The organism is Streptomyces fumanus (genome assembly GCF_014655295.1).
GTDB lineage: Bacteria > Actinomycetota > Actinomycetes > Streptomycetales > Streptomycetaceae > Streptomyces > Streptomyces fumanus.
In genome coordinates, this window is the sequence record NZ_BNBI01000007.1 from 136,364 (window position 1) to 155,698 (window position 19,335).

The following is a 19,335-nucleotide window of genomic DNA, read 5'->3' on the forward strand; positions in this document are numbered from 1 at the left end:
AGCGTTGAAGGCGCTGGTCAAGGAGAAGGCGGAGCCCGGGCTGTGGCTCGCGGACGTACCGGAGCCCGCCGTCGGACCCGACGACGTCCTCATCAAGGTGCTGCGCACCGGCATCTGCGGCACCGACCTGCACATCCGCGACTGGGACGGCTGGGCCCGGCAGGCCGTGCGCGCCCCGCTGGTGGTCGGGCACGAGTTCGTCGGCGAGGTCGTCGGGACCGGCCGGAACGTCACCGAGATCGCGGCCGGCGACCTGGTCAGCGGCGAGGGCCACCTGGTCTGCGGAAAGTGCCGCAACTGCCTGGCCGGACGCCGGCACCTGTGCCGCGCGACGGTCGGGCTCGGCGTCGGCCGGGACGGGGCCTTCGCCGAGTACGTCGCCCTGCCCGCGTCCAATGTGTGGGTGCACCGCGTCCCCGTCGACCTCGACGTGGCCGCGATCTTCGACCCGTTCGGCAACGCCGTGCACACCGCCCTGTCCTTCCCGCTGGTCGGCGAGGACGTCCTGGTCACCGGCGCCGGACCGATCGGCCTGATGGCCGCCGCCGTCGCCCGGCACGCCGGCGCCCGCAACGTCGTGATCACCGACGTCAGCGAGGAACGGCTGGAGCTGGCCCGCAAGATCGGCGTCAGCCTCGCCCTGAACGTCTCCGGCGCCGCCATCGCCGACGGACAGCGCGCCCTCGGCCTGCGCGAGGGCTTCGACATCGGCCTGGAGATGTCCGGCCGCCCCGAGGCGCTGCGCGACATGCTCGCCAACATGACGCACGGCGGCCGGATCGCGATGCTCGGCCTGCCGTCCGAGGAGTTCCCGGTCGACTGGGCCCGCGTCGTCACCTCCATGATCACCATCAAGGGCATCTACGGCCGGGAGATGTTCGAGACCTGGTACGCCATGTCGGTGCTGCTGGAGGGCGGCCTCGACCTCGCCCCCGTGATCACCGGACGCTACTCCCACCGCGACCACGAGGCCGCCTTCGCCGACGCCGCGAGCGGCCGCGGCGGCAAGGTCATCCTCGACTGGACCCTCTGAACCTCCTGGAGCCCTGACATGTTCGACTCCGTACGCGCCGACCTGCGCGCCACCCTCGACGAGATCCGCGCCGCCGGACTGCACAAGCCCGAGCGCGTCATCGGCACCCCCCAGTCGGCGACGGTCGCCGTCACCGCGGGCGGCCGTCCCGGCGAGGTCCTCAACTTCTGCGCCAACAACTACCTCGGCCTCGCCGACCACCCCGAGGTGATCGCCGCCGCCCATGAGGCCCTGGACCGCTGGGGCTACGGCATGGCCTCGGTCCGCTTCATCTGCGGCACCCAGGAGGTGCACAAGGAACTGGAGGCCCGGCTGTCGGCGTTCCTCGGCCAGGAGGACACGATCCTGTACTCCTCCTGCTTCGACGCCAACGGCGGCGTCTTCGAGACGCTGCTCGGCCCCGAGGACGCGGTGATCTCCGACGCCCTCAACCACGCCTCCATCATCGACGGCATCCGCCTGTCCAAGGCCCGCCGCCTGCGCTACGCCAACCGCGACCTCGCCGACCTGGAACGCCAGTTGAAGGAGGCGTCCGGGGCCCGCCGGAAGCTGATCGTCACCGACGGCGTGTTCTCCATGGACGGCTACGTGGCCCCGCTGCGCGAGATCTGCGACCTCGCCGACCGGTACGACGCGATGGTCATGGTCGACGACTCCCACGCCGTCGGCTTCGTCGGACCGGGCGGCCGCGGCACCCCCGAGCTGCACGGCGTCATGGACCGCGTCGACATCCTCACCGGCACCCTCGGCAAGGCCCTCGGCGGCGCCTCCGGCGGATACGTCGCCGCCCGCGCGGAGATCGTCGCCCTGCTGCGCCAGCGCTCCCGGCCGTACCTGTTCTCCAACACGCTCGCCCCGGTGATCGCCGCGGCGTCGCTCAAGGTCCTCGACCTCCTCGAATCGGCCGACGACCTGCGGGTGCGGCTGGCCGAGAACACGGCGCTGTTCCGGCGCCGGATGACCGAGGAGGGCTTCGACGTGCTGCCCGGCGACCACGCCATCGCGCCGGTCATGATCGGCGACGCGGCCCGGGCCGGCCGGCTGGCCGAGCTGCTCCTGGAGCGCGGCGTGTACGTGATCGGCTTCTCCTACCCGGTCGTCCCGCAGGGCCAGGCCCGCATCCGCGTCCAGTTGTCGGCGGCCCACTCGACGCAGGACGTGCACCGCGCGGTGGCGGCCTTCGTGGCGGCGCGGGGGGAGCTGGACGCCTCGGGGGCCGTGGAAGCCGCCACGGGGACGCGACCGGAACCGGGCGTCTGACCGGTTGCGATAATCGTCCACATGATCGAGGCGCGGCGGCTGCACATCCTCCGGGCGGTGGCCGACCACCGCACGGTGACGGCGGCTGCCGCCGCGCTGTACCTCACCCCCTCGGCGGTCTCCCAGCAACTGTCCGCCCTGGAGCAGGAGACCGGCCACCGCCTGGTCGAGCGCGGCGCCAAGGGCGTACGGCTCACCCCGGCCGGCGAGATCCTGCTCGCCCACACCAACGCCGTCCTCGCCCAACTGGAGCGGGCCGAGGCCGAGCTGGCCGCGTACGCCGGCGGCCGGGCCGGCACGGTCACCGTCGCCGCCTTCGCCACCGGCATCGCCCAGGTGGTCGCGCCCGCGGTGACCCGGCTGGCCCGCACCGCGCCCGGCATCAGGCTGCGCGTCCAGGACGCCGAGGGCGACGCCAGCCTGCCGATGCTGCTGGACCGGCAGGTCGACGTGGCGGTCGCCGTCGAGTACCGCGGGGCGCCGCCCGCCGACGACCCGCGGCTGGCCCACGTCCCGCTGTACGCCGAGCCCTTCGACGCGGTCGTCCCGGTCACCCACCGCCTGGCGGGCGCCGAGGAGGTGCCGCTCGCGGAGCTGGCCAAGGACCCGTGGATCGGGCCCTACCCCGGCAACCCCTGCCACGACGTGGTCATGCTGGCCTGCGAGAGCGCCGGGTTCCAGCCGAGCCCCGAGCACTCCTCGGACGACTTCCGCGCGGTGGTCGCCCTCGCCTCGGCGGGGGCGGGCGTGGCCCTCGTCCCGCGCTCGGCGCTGCGCGGCGTGGACCTCACCGGCGTGGTCGTCCGCCCGGTCGACGGGGTCGCGCCCACGCGCCGGGTCTTCGCCGCCGTACGCCGGGGCGCGGAGCGGCATCCGCTGATCCGGCCGGTGCTGGACGCGCTGGAGACGGCGGCGGGGCAGTGAGGTCAGTGAGGATTCCGTAACCTGTACGTCTCACATCTGGGATAGCGTCCCGGATATGAGACGCACGACTGAGGTGAGCGAACCGGCGGACGGACCGGACAGAGCCCCGGCCTCGCCTCCGGCACCGGGGGCTCAGGAGCGGGCCGCTCCGGATCCGGTGGACGCGCGGCTAGGTGCCCGGCTGGCCGAACTGCGGGCCGAACGGGGCTGGTCCCTGGGCGAGCTGGCGGAACGCACCGGAGTGAGCCGGTCCACGCTGTCCCGCGCCGAGCGGGCCGAGATCAGCCCCACCGCCTCCCTGCTGAACCGTCTGTGCGCGGTCCACGGACGGACCATGTCCCAGTTGCTCAGCGAGGTCGAGGCCCGCCCCGCGCCGCTGGTCCGCGCCGCCGACCAGCCGGTCTGGGAGGACCGCGGCTCCGGGTTCGTCCGCCGGTCCGTCTCCCCGCCGCACGCCGGACTGCGCGGCGAACTCGTGGAGGCACGGCTCACCGCCGGCGCCGACCTGGCGTACGACCGGCCGCCCGTGCCCGGTCTGGAGCAGCACATCTGGGTCCTGGACGGGACGCTGGAGGTCACCGACCGGGACACGGTCCACCGCGTCGGCCCCGGCGACTGCCTGCGGCTGCGGGTCTGGGGACCGACCCGGTTCCGGTGCCCCGGCCCCGAGGACACGCGGTACGTGCTGGCGGTGGTGCTGCCATGACGGTGACCCGCCTGAACGCGACCGAACTCCCGCACTACGTGGAGGGCCTGGCCGACCTGCTGACCGACACCGTGCACGGCGGGGCCTCGATCGGATTCCTCGCCCCGCTGGAGCGGGCCGAGGCGCTCGCGTGGTGGCGCCGGCGGGCCGACGCCGTGGCCGCCGGGGCGCTCGCCGTGTGGGTGGCGCACCAGGACGGGCGGGTGACCGGGACCGTCAGTCTGGCCCTCCCCGACAAGCCCAACAGCCGGCACCGCGCCGAACTGGTCAAGCTGATGGTGCACCGCGAGGCCCGTGGCCGGGGCCTCGGCCGCACCCTCCTGACCACCGCCGAGGAGGCCGCCGCCGCGTCCGGCATCACCCTGCTCCACCTCGACACGGAGACCGACAGCCCCGCCGAACACCTCTACCGCAGCGCGGGCTGGACCCGCGCCGGCGTCATCCCCGACTACGCGGCGAGCCCGGACGGGGTACTGCGCCCGACGACGCTGTACTTCAAGCGGATCGGGGGTGACGGCTCACCGCCGGTCGCTACCGCTGGGGCGGTGGCTTGATCCACGGGCCGCCGTCGCTCGTCGGCGCGGGCGCCCGCCGCCGGTTGTCAGTGCCGGAGGTTACCGTGCCTCACATGCCGGACGCCGAAGACGTACGCCGTATCGCCCTGTCCCTGCCGGACACCACGGAGAAGACCGCCTGGAGCATGCCCACCTTCCGGGTCGCGGGCAAGATGTTCGCCACCCTGCCGGAGGACGAGACGTCCATCGCCGTGCGCTGCCCGAAGGAGGAGCGCGACGAACTGGCCCTCGCCGAGCCGGAGAAGTTCTGGATCGCCGGGCACGAGGCCCAGTTCGCCTGGGTGCGGGTCCGGCTCGCCGCCCTGGAGGGCGAGGCGGAACTGCGGGACATCCTCGCCGACTCCTGGCGCCAGGCGGCCCCGTCCCGCCTGCTGGAGGCGTACCCCCGGCTGGGCCTCCCGACCGGCGGCTGAAAACCCCTCGGGTGTTGTCAGTGCCCCGTGACATGATCCGAAGGCATCAGCGGCAGGCGGGGCGGGAGGGGACCCCGGGTGCCGCCGGGACTGCCGGGGGACGGTGGGGGAGGGGGACGCGCGAGGATGAACGGCACGTCGTCGCAGCCGGGCGCGGAGGGCACGCCGGACACCGGCTGCGAGGACCCGGCCGACGCCCGCGCGGCCGGGCCCGAGGGGGTGCGGGTCCGGCGGGACGGGGCGGCGCGGGGACTGTGGTCGCGGGACTTCGGGCTGTTCTTCGTCGCCCGTGCCGTCGCCCGGCTCGGCGACACCATGCTGCCCGTGGCGCTCGCCGCCGGCCTGCTGCAACACGGGTACGGGGCGGGCGCGGTCGGCCTCGCCATGGCCGCGACGGCCGCCGCGTTCGCCGGACTGGTGGTCTTCGGCGGTGTCATCGCCGACCGCTTCAGCACCCGCCGGCTGATGATCGGCGCGGACCTGGTGCGGCTCGGCACCCAGGCCCTCACCGCCGCCCTGTTCTTCTCCGGTCACGTCGTGCTGTGGGAGATCTGCGCGATCGGCTTCGCCAACGGTGTCGCGGGCGCCGTGTTCCAGCCCGGCGTCGCCAGCACCGTGCCCCGTCTCGCCACCGACGTGCAGGGGGCCAACGGCGCCATCAGAGTCGCCGAGTCCGCGGCCCAGTTGGCCGGACCCGCGGTCGCCGGGGTCCTGGTCGGCCTGGCCTCGCCCGGCGGCGTCTTCGCCGCCCACGCGGCCACGTACGCGATCAGCGCCCTCTGCCTGCTGCTGCTCCGGCTGCCCCCGCTCGCACCGGAGAGCCGCCGCGCCCCGGGCGCCGGTGCGCGGGCGTTCCGGGCCGATCTGGTCGAGGGCTGGCGGGAGTTCCGCTCCCGCTCCTGGCTCTGGGGCGTCATCCTCGTCTGGTGCGTCTACATGATCGCCGTATGGGGCCCGACCGTCCCCCTGGTGGCCACGGAGGTCGTCCAGCAGCACGGCCCGGGCGCCTACGGCCTGATCAACAGCGCCCTCGGCGCCGGCACCGTCGTCGGCGGCCTGCTCGCCCTCAGACTGCGCCCCCGGCGGATGCTGCGCGCCGGGGCGGTCGCCCTCGTCGGCTTCGCCGTCTTTCCCGCGTCCGTCGGCGCCGGGCTCGGCGTGTCCGCGATGGCGGCGGGCGCGGCGGTCGCCGGGGCCGGGCTCTCCTTCTGGGGCGTGATGTGGGCGACCACCGTGCAGACCCAGGTCCCGCCCGAGGTCCTGAACCGCATCCACGCCTACGACGTGGCGGGCTCCCTCGCGATGATGCCGGTCGGCCAGGCCCTCGCGGGCCCCGCCGCGTCCCTGCTCGGCACCGAGCAGGTCCTGCTCGCCGCCGGCGTCACCAGCCTCGTCGTCGTCCTCGCCCTGCTCGCCAGCCCGCCGATCCGCGACCTGCCCCGGGCCGACCCGCCCACCGAGCCGATACCCCGCTGACGTCCGACTGCCCACCGAGCCCCCAGTCCGCGCCTCCGCTGCCGAACGAGCCCGTCAGAGCCGCACCCCGCCGGAATCCCACCGCCGACCGAACCGCTCAGGCCCGCACCCCTGCCTCCAGGAACCCCCCGATCCGCTCCCGCAGCGACCGGGCGTCCAGCCCGTGCGCGGCGATGTGCTCCGCCAACTGCCCGTACCGGCGCAGCTCACGGCGGCCGACGCCCAGGCCGAGGACCCGGTGCGGTACGTCGGACAGGGCGTCGCTCGCGGCGGCCGTGGAGGTGCCCGCGAGGTACGGCTCGACCAGGACCACGTCCGGGCGCGCCACCCGCACCGCCCGGCGCAGCGCCTCCGCGTCGAAGGGCCGGACGGTCGTGGCGTACAGCACGGTGGTGTCGAGGCCCTCGGTGGCGGCCAGCACCGCGTCGAGCATCGGCCCGACGGCGACCACGACACCGGAGCCGCCCTCGCGCACGGTACGGAACCGCGCCCCGTCGACCGGCAGCCCCTCGCCGTTCGACTGCACCGACAGCCGTACGTACACCTTGTCGTCCCCGGCGGCGACCGCGTGCCGCAGCAGGGCCGCGGCCTCGTCGGGATGGCCGGGCACGTGCACGGTCCAGCCGTCGAGGGTGTCGAGGAGCGCCACGTCGCCCGGCGCCATGTGGGTGTAGCCGCCGGCGGGCCAGTCGAAGGACGCGGCGGCGCTCACCAGGACAGCGCCCGCGTCCTGGTGCCCGAGGTCCAGTTTGACCTGCTCGAAGGGCCGCTCGACGAGGAAGCTGGCGAAGGTGTGCACGACGGGCCGCAGCCCGGTCAGCGCCAGCCCCGCGGCGGCACCGACGAGAAGCTGCTCCCGGATGCCGACGTTGATCACCCGGTCCGGATGCCGGCGCCGGGCCTCGGCGAAGCCGTCCACGCCGATCTCGGCGAGGACCACGGCGACACGCGGGTCCTCGTCCAGCAACCGGGAGACGACGGGGGCGAATCGGTCGCGCATGGTGTCCATGAGGGTTCCTTCCGAAGGGGGGCGGGGTCAGGCGGACTTCGGTTCCACGCGGGCCACCACCACATGGGGGCGGCCCGGGTGCGGTGCGGTGAACGCGGCGTACAGCGCCTCGTGGTCCCGGCCGTCCACGGTCACCGCCGACCAGCCCGCCGCCTCGAACCGGGCGGCGATCCCGCCGGGCCGGGCATGGGTGGCGGAGGCGTTGTCGACGACGACGGTGTGCAGCCGTTCCAGCCCGGCGGGCCCGGCGAAGGCGATCGCCTCGTGGTTGCTGCCCTCGTCCAGTTCGGCGTCCCCGATCAGCACCCAGACCCGCGCCGCGTCCAGCCCCTGGGCGCGCAGGCCCAGCGCCGTGCCCACCGCGATCGGCAGCCCGTGGCCCAGCGACCCGCTGCCGATCTCGGCCCCCGGCACCAGCGTCCGGTCCGGATGGTGCCCGAGCGGCGAGTCGTAGGCGCCGAAGCCGTCCAGCCACTCCACGGGGAGGAAACCCTTGGCGGCGAGTACGGCGTAGTAAGCCATCGGCCCGTGCCCCTTCGACAGCAGGAACCGGTCCCGCCCCGGGTCGTCCATGCCCTCCGGACCGACCCGCAGCACCCGGTCGTAGAGCACCCACAGCACGTCCAGGGTCGACGTGGCCGCCGGTCCGTGCTTCTCGTCCCCCGTCATCCGCCGCATCAGTGCGGGCAGGTCGGCGTACCCGTACGTACGCCCGCGTTCTTCGATGGTCGTCATGCGGACGATCGTGCAACCTCGACCAAACTTGAGGTCAAGCGCCGGGCGGCGGAAATGCGGTTCACGATCACCGCTCCGAGTGCGGTATGGTTTTCCTGCGCGTTCGGCCGGGGGAAACCCCAGGTCAGACGGGCATCGGGACGTGGCGCAGCTTGGTAGCGCACTTGACTGGGGGTCAAGGGGTCGCAGGTTCAAATCCTGTCGTCCCGACTCGTGAGAGTCGCAGGTCAGGGCCGGTTTCGGAGACATCCGAAACCGGCCCTTGATCATTTCTGGGGACCACTTGAGGACCAGCGGGGTACCTGGCGTCCTTGACCGGGTCAGCGGGTCATGACGATCGGGCTGGGGAGCGAGCGAGGGGCGCGGAGCGCGGTGAGGTGTGCGGAGAGCGCGGTACCGGCGGCTGTGATGCTGCGGACGTCGGGGTGGAGGTAGCGCTGGGTGGTGACGAGCGAGCCGTGGCCGGCGATGTGTCGCAGGACGTGGACGGGCACGCCTGCGTCGGCGAACCAGGTCAGTCCGCCTTTGGTGCCCTTGTCGGTCAGTCCGCCGGGGGCGGGAGTGGTCTGGCGCTGTACGGTCCAGACCCACTGGTCGGTGTCGATGTCTGCGATGCGGCATCCGGAGACTTCGCCGATCCGGGCGGCGGTGCAGGCGGCGAAGAGGACGACGTCTCCCCAGGCGCGGTAGTGATCGTAGGAGGCGGCCACGAGCGCGTAGGCCAGCCGGAGGAGGGTCTCCCAGTCGGGCAGGGCGAGCGCCCGTGGGTTGAGGAGTTCGTCCTGGGCCCGCTTGTAGAGCTTCTGCCAGCCGGTGACGCGGGCGGGATCGACCTCGATGATGCCGTCGCGGACGGCCTGCTCCATGAAACGCGGACCAGGACGGCGATGGTGTTCTTCACCGTGGAGCGCCGGCCATGGACTTCCCTGCCCGGGACGGTACGGCGGCTGCGCAGCCATTCCTCGACATCGAGGCCGTTGTACATGACGACACGTTCCGACAGAGCCAGCCCGTGCCTGCGCACCCTGGCATCGGCCGTCTTGTACAGGCTGACCAGGTCAGGGGCTTTCTCCTGCATTCTGGTCAGGCTGATGGCCGCGGGGCCCGCACTGCTGTTCGTCGAAATCATGCGTCCAGGGTGGGGTCCCGCCGCTGAGCATGAGCGGCGTTTACCGATTCGATGCGGAACGTACCCGGCCGCCACCGCGTTTCCCGCCGGGCTCGGCGCGGTCTGCGGCTCGCCGTAGCGATGCTGAACACTCATCGAATATGGTGCTACAGGCAAGCGACGAGCAGGTGACAGAGGTACCGCGCATGTTGTATGCGGTGCGCAACTACCGCGCCCGGTTGAGGGGAACGTCAACCGAGTGATGGACGACGCCCGACAAGGGCCGCCTATAACTTCCTTCCGCGTGAGACGCCTGAAGCCGTGAGCAATTCGACGAATTCGGTGTTCACGTGACGTTCATCCAAGAAGGAAGGTGCCCGATGCGAAAAGCTCTCCTGACGATGGCCACCGCGGCGGTCGCGACGATCGGTCTGGCCGCCGCGCCGGCCCACGCCACGGCCAGCGACGTGAACATGTCCTTCGGCATGTCCTACGGCGCCAGCACCACCTCCGGAACGATCCACTTCACCGACGGATACTCGGCCACCGTCTCCGGCGCCGTACACGCGGCGAGCGGCGCCCGCCGCGTCTGCGTCTCCGGCGAGAACGGCTCCGCCTATGACAACGGCGACTGCAGCAACTGGGCGTACGCGGGCGGACCGAACCAGCCCTTCACCATCGGATTGCGACTGACGGTGCCGGGCGGCATTCAGCGGGTCTACATCTACATGTACGACGAGGACGGCACCAACGTGGCGCAGGAACACTGCACGCGCAACGGCTGCACGAGGGATTGGTGACCGGCGGCGGCCCGTAGGTACCGCGGGCTGCGATCCGGTCGCCGGACCGCAGCCTGCGCGAGCACTTCCCGAAGACTGAAGTCGCGTGAGGCGGAAGGGACCACATGCGTGCATTCACCATGGCCGTGTTGACCGCGGCCTGTACGGCGATCGGAAGCGCCGCCGGTCCGGCATACGCCACCGCCGACGACGTGAACATGTCCTTCGGTATGGCTTACGGCGCCAGCACCACCTCTGGGACGATCCACTTCACCGACGGATACACGGCCACCGTCTCCGGCGCCGTACACGCGGCGAGCGGCGCCCGCAAGATCTGCGTCAATGGTTCGAACGGTGATGCGGGAACGGCTGACCAATGCAGTGCCTGGGCGTACGCGGGCGGGCCGAATCAGCCGTTCACCATGGGGCTGCGGCTGACGACGGCGGGCGGTGTCCAGCGGGTCGACATTTACATGTCCGACGAATCCGGCAGTCCCGTGGCCCACGAGTTCTGCACCCGAAAAGGCTGCACGAGGGTGTCCTGACTAAGGGCTGTCCCGTAACTGCTGACCGGTGAGCTGGTAAAACCGGCTGGTGTCAGCCGAAGAGGGGGTCCACGTCTTCCTCGATGCAGAGCTGCAGGACGACCACCAACTGGCGGGCGTCGTCGATGTGCCGTTGGAGGAGCGGGTCGATTACGACGCGGACGGTGCTGTCACCTCGCGGAACGGCGGTATGGAGTGGGTGCTTGGGGACCAGTTGGGGACCACACGGTGTGCCAGTGGGTGATCGGCGTGCGCGGCCGTAGACGAAGCCGGCCGGCCGTCGTCGTAGCCGATGACGCAGGTGAAGCCGGGGCTCTTGCCCCAGGGATCGATGAACCAGGGGAAGCGCTCGTCGAACTCGGGCAAGCCGGGGCCGGGCGATTTCACACCCTGTGTGATGGCCGCACCATGTCTCGGCCCACGCACTCCCTCCTCGAACACCCTTGCGTCCTTCACAGTTGGGGCTGTCTCAACCGTCCTCGACGACAGGAAACGACATGCCCGTCATACGCCGCACCGCGCTCGCCCTGGCCGCTGGCACCGCTGCCACGCTTCTGGCCACCGGACAGGCCATGGCCACCACCGGCCACGCCAACGGCACCTTCTACTACACCGATCTCGTCGGTGGCAGCCAGCAGGTCAGCAACCCCGAAAGAGGCACCTGCAAGCTGGTCTCCACGCTTGGCACCAGTGTCGACAACCAGACCGATGCCACCGTCGTCCTCTACACCGACACCAGTTGCGCCGTGCTCGCCAATCCCGTCTCCCCCGGCAGCACCGTCACCTTCCTCTTCAAGTCGTACCGGTTCCTGTGATGCCGCGCTCTCCTGAGGCATGCCGTCCTCTGCACCCTCCGCCTCATCGACCGGGGCCAGGCTCTGCCTAGTGGTCATGGCGCAGGCGGCCGAAGCGGGCCAGCAGGTCGTGCGCGGCGTCCTCGTTCAGTCCCAGGGCCGCGGCCGTCTGCTCACCGGTGGCGTCGCGGCCGGCGTCCAGGGCCGGCCAGTACGCCGTCTGCGCGGCGATCACCTCCAGCCGGCGTGCGGCCCGCAGGGCCGCGAGCGGTGTCGTTCTCGCCAGCCTCTCGATCTCCGACTCGACCCGCGCGAGCAGTTCGGCCAGGGGCTCCGGCACGGTGATGGCCGACCGCTCCACCTCCACGATGTGTACGTCCCATTCCTGGGCGCACGTATCCGCCACGTCCCCGCCTGCTTCGGCCAGGTCCCGCTCGTCGAACTCCTCCCACCGCAAGGAGTGGGGCGGGCCGCTCCAGCCGCAGGAGCAGACAGCCCGCAGCGCGGCGGCCCGTGGTGCCTTCACGACACCGCCGCCCCCGTCGTAGACGCTCCACTGCGACACTTCCCGTCCGCTGCCCGCAGAGGTCATGTCGAGGTGGACAGGGTCCGGCACGCTGCCGTCGGCCAGCAGCACACCGACCGCGCCCTCGTGCGACGTGCCGAACTCCTCCGTCGTCCACGACTCCCGCTCGCCCACGCCCATCAAGCCCTCCCGCATCGCATGCCGAACCCGCCCGGGCGCGCCCAGGGCAGGGCGTCGGCACCGACACTGCCGCAGATGCGGCCACCCGCACCACAGAATCCACCGAATCCACCTAATCCATCGAATCCACCGAATCCACCGGATCCACCGGGGAGGTGAGGTGTTGCGGCGGCCCATCCAGCCCCCCTCACGCCTGCTTCGGAAGCGGTAGGGGGCGTGGTCCGCCGGTCACCGGCGGCTGTGCAGGTAGGCCCGGCCGGCCTGGACGAGCGCGGTGTGAGCGACGCGGGCGCGGTCGCGTCCGGCGTCCAGCGCCGCCTCCACGTCGTCCGTGAACCGGCCGTCACTGGCAGGGCCGAGCGGGATGTCGTTCAGGTCGATCGCCGCCCACGCGGCCGCCTCCGCGGCGGCGAGCAGCGCCTCGTCGTCGGCGAGGAGGCCGAGGTGGTCGCGGGCGGTGGTGATCGCTGTGCGGGGGCCGGAGTAGATCTCCCACGCCAGCCCCGCGGTGTCGCCCGCGCGGGCCTTGTCGATCCCGGACCAGTACAGCTCGCGGTAGGCCAGCACCGTCTCCAGCACGTGCTTGATGGCGTCCGTGACCTCGCGGCGGTGCTGGTCGGCGAGGGCCTGACGCTGTGTGAGGTGCTGGGTGGCGCTGGTCAGCGCGACACCGGCGAGGGTGCCGAGGACGGCCACGATCGTGGGCCACATGCGGTTCTCCCTCCGTCCGGGCGGTGGTGGGCTACGGTCGCCGCGCAGCGCGGTGGCCGGGCCGGTCCGAGTACGGCAGGGCGAGCAGGCGTACGACGGGCCGCGGGCGACGCTCCGCCTCGATCAGCACCTCGCTCGCCTGCTGGTGCGGCCGACCGATCAGTTCTTCCATGGCGGTCATTCTCCCGTGCCGCGCCGGTAACCACGGCGGTTTTCGAGGCCCGGGTGGCAGGGGACATCGCCGAAGCCGTCCAGGTGGGCCAGGAGGGAGCGGGCCGGTTCGGAACCCCGGTGCCGCCGGCCGGCGGGGCCGGGTGAAGCGGGCTCGCGCGTGACCTCCCCGTGGCCCGCCGTCTTCAGTAGCATCGGCCCCCAGGAAGCACGGCTCGACACGGAAGCACGGCTCGACACGGTTGCGCGGCCCGTCCCCGTCCTCCCGGGAGCGGTCGGCGCACGCCGGGCGTCAGGGGGGCGATGCGTGAGAGTGCTGGTCGTCGGCGGGAGCGGGTTCCTCGGCCGTGAAGTGCTCCGTCGGGCCGTGGCCGCCGGATGGGACGCCGCAGCCACCTACCTGACCCGCCCGGCGGACCTGCCCTCGGTCACCTGGTACCGGGCCGATCTGCGTGACCCCGGCCGGGTGGCGCAGGTGCTGGACCGGGCCCGGCCCGCCGCGGTGATCAACGCGGCCGGCGGGCACGCCGACTGGGCGGTGACGGCCGACGGCGCGGTCCAACTGGCCCTCGCGGTGGCCCGGGCCGGGTGCCGGCTGGTGCACGTCTCCTCCGACGCGGTGTTCTCCGGAGCCGCCGTCCACTACCGCGAGGACGCGCTGCCCGACCCCGTCTCCCGTTACGGAGCCGCCAAGGCCGCGGCGGAGACGGCCGTCAGGGTGGGGGTGCCCGGGGCCGCCGTGGTGCGCACCTCGCTCATCGTGGGGCACGGCCGGTCCGCGCACGAGAGGGCCGTGCACGCCCTGGTGGCCGGTACCCGCACCGGCGTCCTGTTCACGGACGACGTCCGCTGCCCGGTCCACGTCGACGACCTGGCCTCCGTACTGCTGGAGATCACGGAGTCGGACGGGTCCGGTGTGTTCCACGCGGCCGGACCGGACCCGATGAACCGTCACGAGCTGGGCGTCCTCATCGCCCGGCGGGACGGACTCGACCCCGCCCGGCTGCCGCCCGGGCTGCGCAGCGACGTGGACCCCCCGGGCGGACTGGACATCCGCCTCGTCACCGACGCCACCCGGGCCCGGGTGCGGACCCGGCTGCGGGGCGCCCGCGAGTTCCTCGGCGCCGACGCTCCGTGAGGCGCCCCGGTTTACCGCCCGGTGCCGCCGGGGGCGTCCGGCGGTGGCCGGGGAAACCGCCCCGCGCCGGTCCGGCCCCCGATAAGGTGACGGTCCCGGCCGCCTCGGACGTCCACGCGGACCCGCCCGACGTCGACGGAGCCGGTGCGACAGGCGGCGCACGGCCGCCGGAACGTGCTCCCCGGACGCGGCTTCCCGGGAGGCAACGCAAGGGTGTCGGCGAAGAAAGCACCAAGACGATACGTCGGACCGGTTCGTCGTGTCGGTCGACACATCAGTCATGGCTCTTGTCTCGAAGGAAGAGTGACTGCATGTCTGACGAAAACTCCGCAGGGTATGGTGCGCACCCGCCAACCGGCGACCCTCCCGCCCTGGACATCGAGAGGATCCTCGGCCGGCAGCGGATAAGGACCGGTCTGGAGAGCAGCGCCGGATTCCTGCGCGGCCGGCGCGTCCTGGTCACCGGGGCCGGCGGCTACATCGGCTCGGAGCTGTGCCGGCAGCTCGGCCGGTGGGGACCCGAGAGCCTGCTGATGCTCGACCGCAACGAGACGGCCCTCCACCTGGCGGCCGGCAGCGTCGCGGCCGGCCCCTCCTCGGTGCGCCCCGCCATCCTCCTCGCCGACATCAGGGACTCCCGGGGGCTGATGCGGCTCTTCCGCCGGTGCCGGCCGGACATCGTCTTCCACGCGGCGGCCCTCAAGTGGGTGCCGATCCTGGAGGAGTTCCCCGGTGAGGCCGTCAAGACGAACGTGTTCGGCACCCGGGCGGTCCTGGACGCGGCACTCGCCGCGGACGTGGCGTTCCTGGTGAACATCTCGACCGACAAGGCGGTCGACCCGGTCGGGGTGCTGGGCTACTCCAAGCGCATAGCCGAGGGACTCACCGCGGCGGCCGCCATCCAGGCGGGCCGGCCGTACGTGAGCGTGCGGTTCGGCAACGTGCTCGGCTGCCAGGGCTCCTTCCTCGACGTCTTCGCCCGCCAGATCGCGGCCGGGATGCCGGTGACGGTCACCCATCCCGGGGTGACCCGCTATCTGATGACCGTGCAGGAGGCCGTGGAACTGGTCATCCAGTCGGCGGCGCTGGGCAGCGTCGGCCACGCCCTGGTCCTGGACATGGGGGAGCAGGTCCGGATCCTCGACATCGCCCGCAGAGCGATCGCGCAGACGGGCGCGGAACTCCCGGTCCACTACATCGGACTGAGACCGGGGGAGAAGCTCACCGAGTCCCTGGTGGCCGCCTCCGAGACACCGGTCCGGTACGTGCACCCGAAGATCATGGAGGTGCCGGTGCCCGCCCTGAAGGCCGGGGACGGCCCCGACCTCGACGCCTGGGCGGAGGACGACGCCGTCGTCGCCGCCCTGCGGGCCACCTGCCGGGCCATGGAGGGCGGTTCCATGACACCGGAACCCGGCCGCTGGCCGGCCTGACCGCGCGCGGCCGGCGCGCCGCACCCGCCCGGCGCGCCGCATCCGCCCGGCGCGCCGCACCCGCCCGGCGCGCCGGTCCGCGTACGTCCTGCCGGGCCGCTACCGCAACCGTGGCCGTACGGGTACGGGCCTCACAGGTACGGCACCCGCCACCGCACGCTCCCCGCCAGGAACCCGGCCAGCCGCGCCCCGTAGCGGACGTAGCGCCGGCGCAGCGCGGGCGATCGCAGCAGGTCCGGGACGTGCAGCAGCAGCCAGCACCAGTTGCCGGCCACCACCCGGCCCGGCCGCCGCCGGAACCCGGCGTGGCGGTACGCGGCGTACAACTGGGCGCCGGAGCGGCCGTAGTTCCACTTCTGCCGGGCCAGCGCGGTCAGTTCGTCCCGCAGCCGGTAGTGCATGGTGGCGTCGCCCGCGTAACGGACGCGGTAGCCGCAGAGCTGGACCCGCCAGGAGAGGTCCATGTCCTCCCCGCCGCCCCGGTAGCGCTCGTCCCAGTGGCCCACCGCCGTCAGCACGTCCTTCCAGACACCGCAGTTGGCCCCCCGGGCGAACGGCAGGAAGTCGGTCTGCGCGTCCATCGGCAGCGGCTGCTCCTCGGTGTGGGCCGGGCTGAGGACGGACGTGTCCAGGCCGCCGCCCACCAGGTCGGCCTCCTTGGCCGCCTCCGCCATCGCGGCCAGCCAGCCGGTGCCCGCGAGGTCGTCGGCGTCGCAGAACGCGATGAAGTCGCCGCGGGCCGCGGCGATGCCCCGGTTGCGGGCGTAACTCTCCCCGGGGCGCTCGGACGCGTCGACGATCCGCAGGTCCGGCAGTGCGGCGCGGGCCCGTTCGGCCACCTCGCGGGTGGCGTCCGTGGAGCCGTTGTCGACGACCAGGACCTCGTAGGGGACGGCGCCGGTCTGCCGGGACAGCGCGGTCAACTGGGCGGCGAGCGTGCGGGCGCCGTCGCGCACCGGGACGACCACCGACACCAGCCGGGGCACGCTTCCGTCGCGCGGTGCGGCGGGCGGCGGCCGGTACACGCGCCCCCGGACCGCCCGGGTACGCAGGAGGGGTTCCAGGGCGGCGGCCCGGTTCCCGGCGGAGCCGGCCGGCCGGCGGACCAGCAGCATCGGCACGGTGACCTCGACCACCGTGCCGGGGTCCGTGTCCAGCAGCTCGCGCCGCACCAGGCGGACGCCGTCCCCGAGATCCCGGGAGCCGTCCGCCGGGGGCGGCAGGGTGAAGCCGTCCACGCGGCCGTCGTCCCGCAGGACCAGCGTGCCGCACAGCACCAGGCCGGCCGGGGCGCCCCCGCCGCCGTCGCGGGCCGCCCGCGACAGGTGCTCCAGGCAGCGGGGGAGGGCCTCGTCGCCGCCGCGCAGCACGGTGACGTACGGCGCCCGCGCGTCCCTGGCCGCGTCGGCGCACACCGGTCCGAGGTCCTCGGGGGCACACCGCAGGGTCCGTACGGCCGGTGCCACCGGGGTGTCCGGGCCCCCGGAGCCGCGGCCGGGGCGGGGGGCGTCCGACCGGGCCGTCGTCACCACCGTCACGGAGACGGGCCGTACCGTCTGGGCGAGCAGGCTGCGCACCGTGCGCTCCGCCCCGCCGTCCGGGTCGGCCACCACCACCGCGATCCCCGCCGCCGAGGCGTCGTCCACGCCGTCCACCTCCGCCCCTAACCGATGTCGACCGGGGTCAGGGTGAAGTCGATGTCGTTGGGCGGGGCGATCAGCAGCGGCAGCAGCTCCTCACGGGTACGGGCCCGGCGCCGCCGCTGCTCCTGGGCGGTCATCGCCTCCGTGTACGCCCGGCGCTCGGCGGACCCGAACCCGGTGCCGGGCGCCTGGGTGAGCGACTTGGGCCAGATCCGGTACCGGTAGAGCACCTTGCGCACGCTGCGCAGCCGGTACAGGCGGGCCGCCCGCAGGTGGAAGTCGGTGTCGGCGCCCAGCCGGACCGTGCCGTCGAAACCGCCGAGGGTCTCCAGCACCGAACGCCGGACCACCGAGGACGGATGCAGCAGCACGGTCGTCCGGCCCAGCCGCATCCACAGGTTGCCGTTGCGGGGCATCCGGCGCCGCCCCGTGGTGCGCCCGGCCTCGTCGATGTAGGAGTAGGCGCACCCGACCAGGTCGGCGCGGTCCCGCTCCAGCAGGGCCAGTTGGTGGCGGAGCCGGCCCGGCAGGCTGATGTCGTCGGTGTCCTGGAAGGCCACGTAGGGGGTGTCCACCGACTCCAGGACCTTGTTCTTGATCCGCAGATGGCCGACGTTGCGGGAGGTGCGCAGCACCGTCAGCCGGGGATCGCGGGCGTACGGGCGGAGTGCGGGGACCCACCGGTCGTGCGGTGAGCAGTCGTCCACCACCGTCAGCCGGAGGTCGGGACGGTCCTGGGCGAGCACCGACGCGACGGCCGTGCCCAGGTACGCCGCGCAGTCGTAGTGCGGCAGGATGACGGTCACCGCCGCCCGGGCCGGACCGGCTGTCGCCATCGGGTCTCCTTCCGGGCCGCTCGGGGGCGGCCGCGTGTGTCAGTGCCCGGCGGTCGCTCCCGCCGCCGGTTCCCCGACGGTGGGGCTGCGGTAGTCGCCCTCGTCGCCCCAGGCCACCTGCCGCCGGGGCCGGCCGGTCGCACCGCGCACCGCCAGCGAGCCGGCCACCCCGCAGAACCACGCGAAGTGCACCCCCTTGACCAGCCAGCGCTGCGCCCCGCGCACCGGACCGCGGCTGCCGTCCCAGGCCGCGAGCGGCCACAAGCCGTGGAAGAGGACCCGGGTCAGGTAGACCCGCGCGGTGGGCCAGGGGTAGTCGGCGACGCAGGTGACATGGCTGTAGAGGGAGCGGCGCAGCCGCTGGAAGGTGTCGTGGGTGCGGCTGACGCGGTAGAAGCTGATCCGGGCCTCGGGCAGCACTTCGAGGTCGTGCAGCGGATCGGGTGCCTCGGCGTCGAGCAGTTCGAACACCACGTATCCGTCGTCGGTCAGCCGTCTGACCGGGATGCCGGTGCCCAGCACGTCGGTGGCGACCACCAGACAGGCCGCCGCCGGGCAGGGCTTCGGCGGCGCGGTGACGCCCGAGACCCGGTCCATGGCCTGCGAGGTGGCCGTCTCCCGGGGCAGCGCCACCGAGTGCGCCCCGACCGCGCCCCGCGCCCCGCGCTCCAGGAACCGGGAGACCAGCAGGGCGAGGCAGCCGGGGGCGATCTCGATGTCGTCGTCGGTCCAGAGCCAGCCCGAGTACCCCAGACCGACGGAGAGCCGCAGCACCGTAGTGACCGTGCGCAGCTTCCCCGGCCCGGGCAGGGCCAGGCCGACCAGGGTGAGGCCGAGGCCCTCGGGGACCAGCCCGGGCAGCCCGCGCAGCCTGCGCAGCGCCTCCTCGTCCTCCCCGGGCCCGTACTGCAGGCCCACCCACAGCGACAGCGGCAGCGACGGGTGGGCCCGCCGCACCTCCGCCAGGGCGTCCAGCACATGACGGAACGTCCGCTCGTGCGCGGCGGCGTCGCACCGCCCCACATAGGTGGGCAGCAGCACCCCGAGGCCACCGGAGGGCAGCGGGAAGGCCGCCGTGCCGGGCCGCGCACCGCGCACCCCGTCCGCGCGCACCTCGCCGCGCACGTCCGAGCCGGGCCCGTCGCGCCCCACCAGGACGTAGGGGGTGGGACGGGCGGGCGGCGGTGCGAAACCGCGGGCCACCGCCCGTTGCCACCACATCCGACGGTCCCCGGTCGCCCCGCGCATCCACGTCCCCTTCGTCGTTCCGGACGGACATACCGCTGGCTCCGACCCGGGGTGCGGCCCACCGGCCTCGTCCCGGCGGCGAACACCGGGGG

At 73.4% G+C, this 19,335-nt stretch carries 22 protein-coding genes and 1 tRNA gene; 14 read left to right on the plus strand and 9 right to left on the minus strand.

Annotated elements, in window-relative coordinates; translation table 11 throughout:
• The first annotated feature begins 4 nt into the window (after positions 1-4).
• The 7 genes from tdh to IE316_RS17075 all read left to right on the plus strand — a co-directional run bounded on the left by tdh (position 5) and on the right by IE316_RS17075 (position 6,387).
• Positions 5-1,033, plus strand: a complete 1,029-nt coding sequence (gene tdh / locus IE316_RS17045; protein WP_190205212.1) for an L-threonine 3-dehydrogenase — start codon at positions 5-7, stop codon at positions 1,031-1,033.
• Positions 1,034-1,051: 18 nt separating this feature from the next.
• Complete coding sequence (locus tag IE316_RS17050) at positions 1,052-2,293, plus strand: glycine C-acetyltransferase (RefSeq protein WP_190205213.1); 1,242 nt, start codon at positions 1,052-1,054, stop codon at positions 2,291-2,293.
• Positions 2,294-2,314: 21 nt separating this feature from the next.
• Complete coding sequence (locus tag IE316_RS17055) at positions 2,315-3,217, plus strand: LysR family transcriptional regulator (RefSeq protein WP_190205214.1); 903 nt, start codon at positions 2,315-2,317, stop codon at positions 3,215-3,217.
• A gap of 55 nt (positions 3,218-3,272) precedes the next feature.
• Positions 3,273-3,923 carry a helix-turn-helix domain-containing protein gene (locus IE316_RS17060; RefSeq protein ID WP_190205215.1) on the plus strand — a complete coding sequence of 217 codons (651 nt, stop codon included), beginning with the start codon at positions 3,273-3,275 and terminating at the stop codon, positions 3,921-3,923.
• Positions 3,920-4,477: a GNAT family N-acetyltransferase gene (locus tag IE316_RS17065; protein ID WP_190205216.1), complete on the plus strand. Its 558-nt coding sequence runs from the start codon at positions 3,920-3,922 to the stop codon at positions 4,475-4,477. The genes IE316_RS17060 and IE316_RS17065 overlap by 4 nt, the downstream gene beginning before the upstream one ends.
• 74 nt (positions 4,478-4,551) lie before the next feature.
• Complete coding sequence (locus tag IE316_RS17070) at positions 4,552-4,911, plus strand: MmcQ/YjbR family DNA-binding protein (RefSeq protein ID WP_190205217.1); 360 nt, start codon at positions 4,552-4,554, stop codon at positions 4,909-4,911.
• 126 nt (positions 4,912-5,037) lie between these two features.
• A complete protein-coding gene (locus IE316_RS17075; protein ID WP_190205218.1) occupies positions 5,038-6,387 on the plus strand; it encodes an MFS transporter in 1,350 nt (449 codons plus the stop codon).
• A 97-nt stretch (positions 6,388-6,484) separates the two neighbouring features.
• On the opposite strand, the gene IE316_RS17080 is transcribed toward IE316_RS17075, so the two are convergent.
• Together IE316_RS17080 and IE316_RS17085 are read right to left on the minus strand one after the other, a co-directional pair.
• Positions 6,485-7,396 (minus strand): transketolase family protein, encoded by a 912-nt coding sequence (locus IE316_RS17080; RefSeq protein WP_190205219.1) that lies wholly within the window; start codon positions 7,394-7,396, stop codon positions 6,485-6,487.
• A gap of 27 nt (positions 7,397-7,423) precedes the next feature.
• Positions 7,424-8,131, minus strand: coding sequence for a thiamine pyrophosphate-binding protein (locus IE316_RS17085; protein WP_190205220.1), 708 nt, complete (start codon positions 8,129-8,131; stop codon positions 7,424-7,426).
• 136 nt (positions 8,132-8,267) lie between these two features.
• Here IE316_RS17085 and IE316_RS17090 point away from each other — a divergent pair.
• Positions 8,268-8,341: transfer RNA gene (locus IE316_RS17090), tRNA-Pro, on the plus strand.
• A gap of 110 nt (positions 8,342-8,451) precedes the next feature.
• On the opposite strand, the gene IE316_RS17095 is transcribed toward IE316_RS17090, so the two are convergent.
• Positions 8,452-8,997 carry a site-specific integrase gene (locus IE316_RS17095; RefSeq protein WP_229910422.1) on the minus strand — a complete coding sequence of 182 codons (546 nt, stop codon included), beginning with the start codon at positions 8,995-8,997 and terminating at the stop codon, positions 8,452-8,454.
• Positions 8,998-9,619: 622 nt separating this feature from the next.
• Between IE316_RS17095 and IE316_RS17100 the strand changes: the two genes are divergently transcribed.
• From IE316_RS17100 to IE316_RS17115, 4 genes are all read left to right on the plus strand, one after another.
• Positions 9,620-10,039 carry a hypothetical protein gene (locus IE316_RS17100; protein WP_190205221.1) on the plus strand — a complete coding sequence of 140 codons (420 nt, stop codon included), beginning with the start codon at positions 9,620-9,622 and terminating at the stop codon, positions 10,037-10,039.
• 104 nt (positions 10,040-10,143) lie between these two features.
• Positions 10,144-10,563 (plus strand): hypothetical protein, encoded by a 420-nt coding sequence (locus IE316_RS17105; protein WP_190205222.1) that lies wholly within the window; start codon positions 10,144-10,146, stop codon positions 10,561-10,563.
• Between the two features lie 49 nt (positions 10,564-10,612).
• Positions 10,613-10,807 (plus strand): hypothetical protein, encoded by a 195-nt coding sequence (locus IE316_RS17110; protein ID WP_190205223.1) that lies wholly within the window; start codon positions 10,613-10,615, stop codon positions 10,805-10,807.
• A gap of 253 nt (positions 10,808-11,060) precedes the next feature.
• Positions 11,061-11,378: a hypothetical protein gene (locus IE316_RS17115; RefSeq protein WP_190205224.1), complete on the plus strand. Its 318-nt coding sequence runs from the start codon at positions 11,061-11,063 to the stop codon at positions 11,376-11,378.
• A gap of 67 nt (positions 11,379-11,445) precedes the next feature.
• Here the strand turns inward: IE316_RS17115 and IE316_RS17120 are convergent, their stop codons facing one another.
• The 3 genes from IE316_RS17120 to IE316_RS17130 form a co-directional block, all read right to left on the minus strand.
• A complete protein-coding gene (locus IE316_RS17120) occupies positions 11,446-12,063 on the minus strand; it encodes a hypothetical protein (RefSeq protein WP_229910423.1) in 618 nt (205 codons plus the stop codon).
• A gap of 228 nt (positions 12,064-12,291) precedes the next feature.
• Positions 12,292-12,774: a plasmid transfer protein KilB gene (gene kilB, locus IE316_RS17125; RefSeq protein ID WP_190205225.1), complete on the minus strand. Its 483-nt coding sequence runs from the start codon at positions 12,772-12,774 to the stop codon at positions 12,292-12,294.
• 31 nt (positions 12,775-12,805) lie between these two features.
• Positions 12,806-12,946, minus strand: coding sequence for a hypothetical protein (locus IE316_RS17130; protein ID WP_190205226.1), 141 nt, complete (start codon positions 12,944-12,946; stop codon positions 12,806-12,808).
• A gap of 306 nt (positions 12,947-13,252) precedes the next feature.
• Between IE316_RS17130 and IE316_RS17135 the strand changes: the two genes are divergently transcribed.
• Together IE316_RS17135 and IE316_RS17140 are read left to right on the plus strand one after the other, a co-directional pair.
• Complete coding sequence (locus IE316_RS17135) at positions 13,253-14,083, plus strand: SDR family oxidoreductase (RefSeq protein ID WP_190205227.1); 831 nt, start codon at positions 13,253-13,255, stop codon at positions 14,081-14,083.
• A gap of 311 nt (positions 14,084-14,394) precedes the next feature.
• Positions 14,395-15,516, plus strand: coding sequence for a polysaccharide biosynthesis protein (locus IE316_RS17140; protein ID WP_190205228.1), 1,122 nt, complete (start codon positions 14,395-14,397; stop codon positions 15,514-15,516).
• Positions 15,517-15,647: 131 nt separating this feature from the next.
• Here IE316_RS17140 and IE316_RS17145 read toward each other — a convergent pair whose 3' ends face one another.
• From IE316_RS17145 to IE316_RS17155, 3 genes are read right to left on the minus strand one after another with little or no spacing between them, the layout of a single operon-like run.
• The gene (locus IE316_RS17145) at positions 15,648-17,162 is read right to left on the minus strand and encodes a glycosyltransferase family 2 protein (protein WP_190205229.1); all 1,515 of its coding nucleotides are present in this window, start codon (positions 17,160-17,162) and stop codon (positions 15,648-15,650) included.
• Between the two features lie 17 nt (positions 17,163-17,179).
• Positions 17,180-17,995: a glycosyltransferase family 2 protein gene (locus tag IE316_RS17150; protein WP_190205230.1), complete on the minus strand. Its 816-nt coding sequence runs from the start codon at positions 17,993-17,995 to the stop codon at positions 17,180-17,182.
• Between the two features lie 39 nt (positions 17,996-18,034).
• Entirely contained in the window at positions 18,035-19,243 is a 1,209-nt protein-coding gene (locus tag IE316_RS17155; protein WP_190205231.1) for a glycosyltransferase family 2 protein, read from the minus strand.
• Between the last annotated feature and the right edge of the window lie 92 nt (positions 19,244-19,335).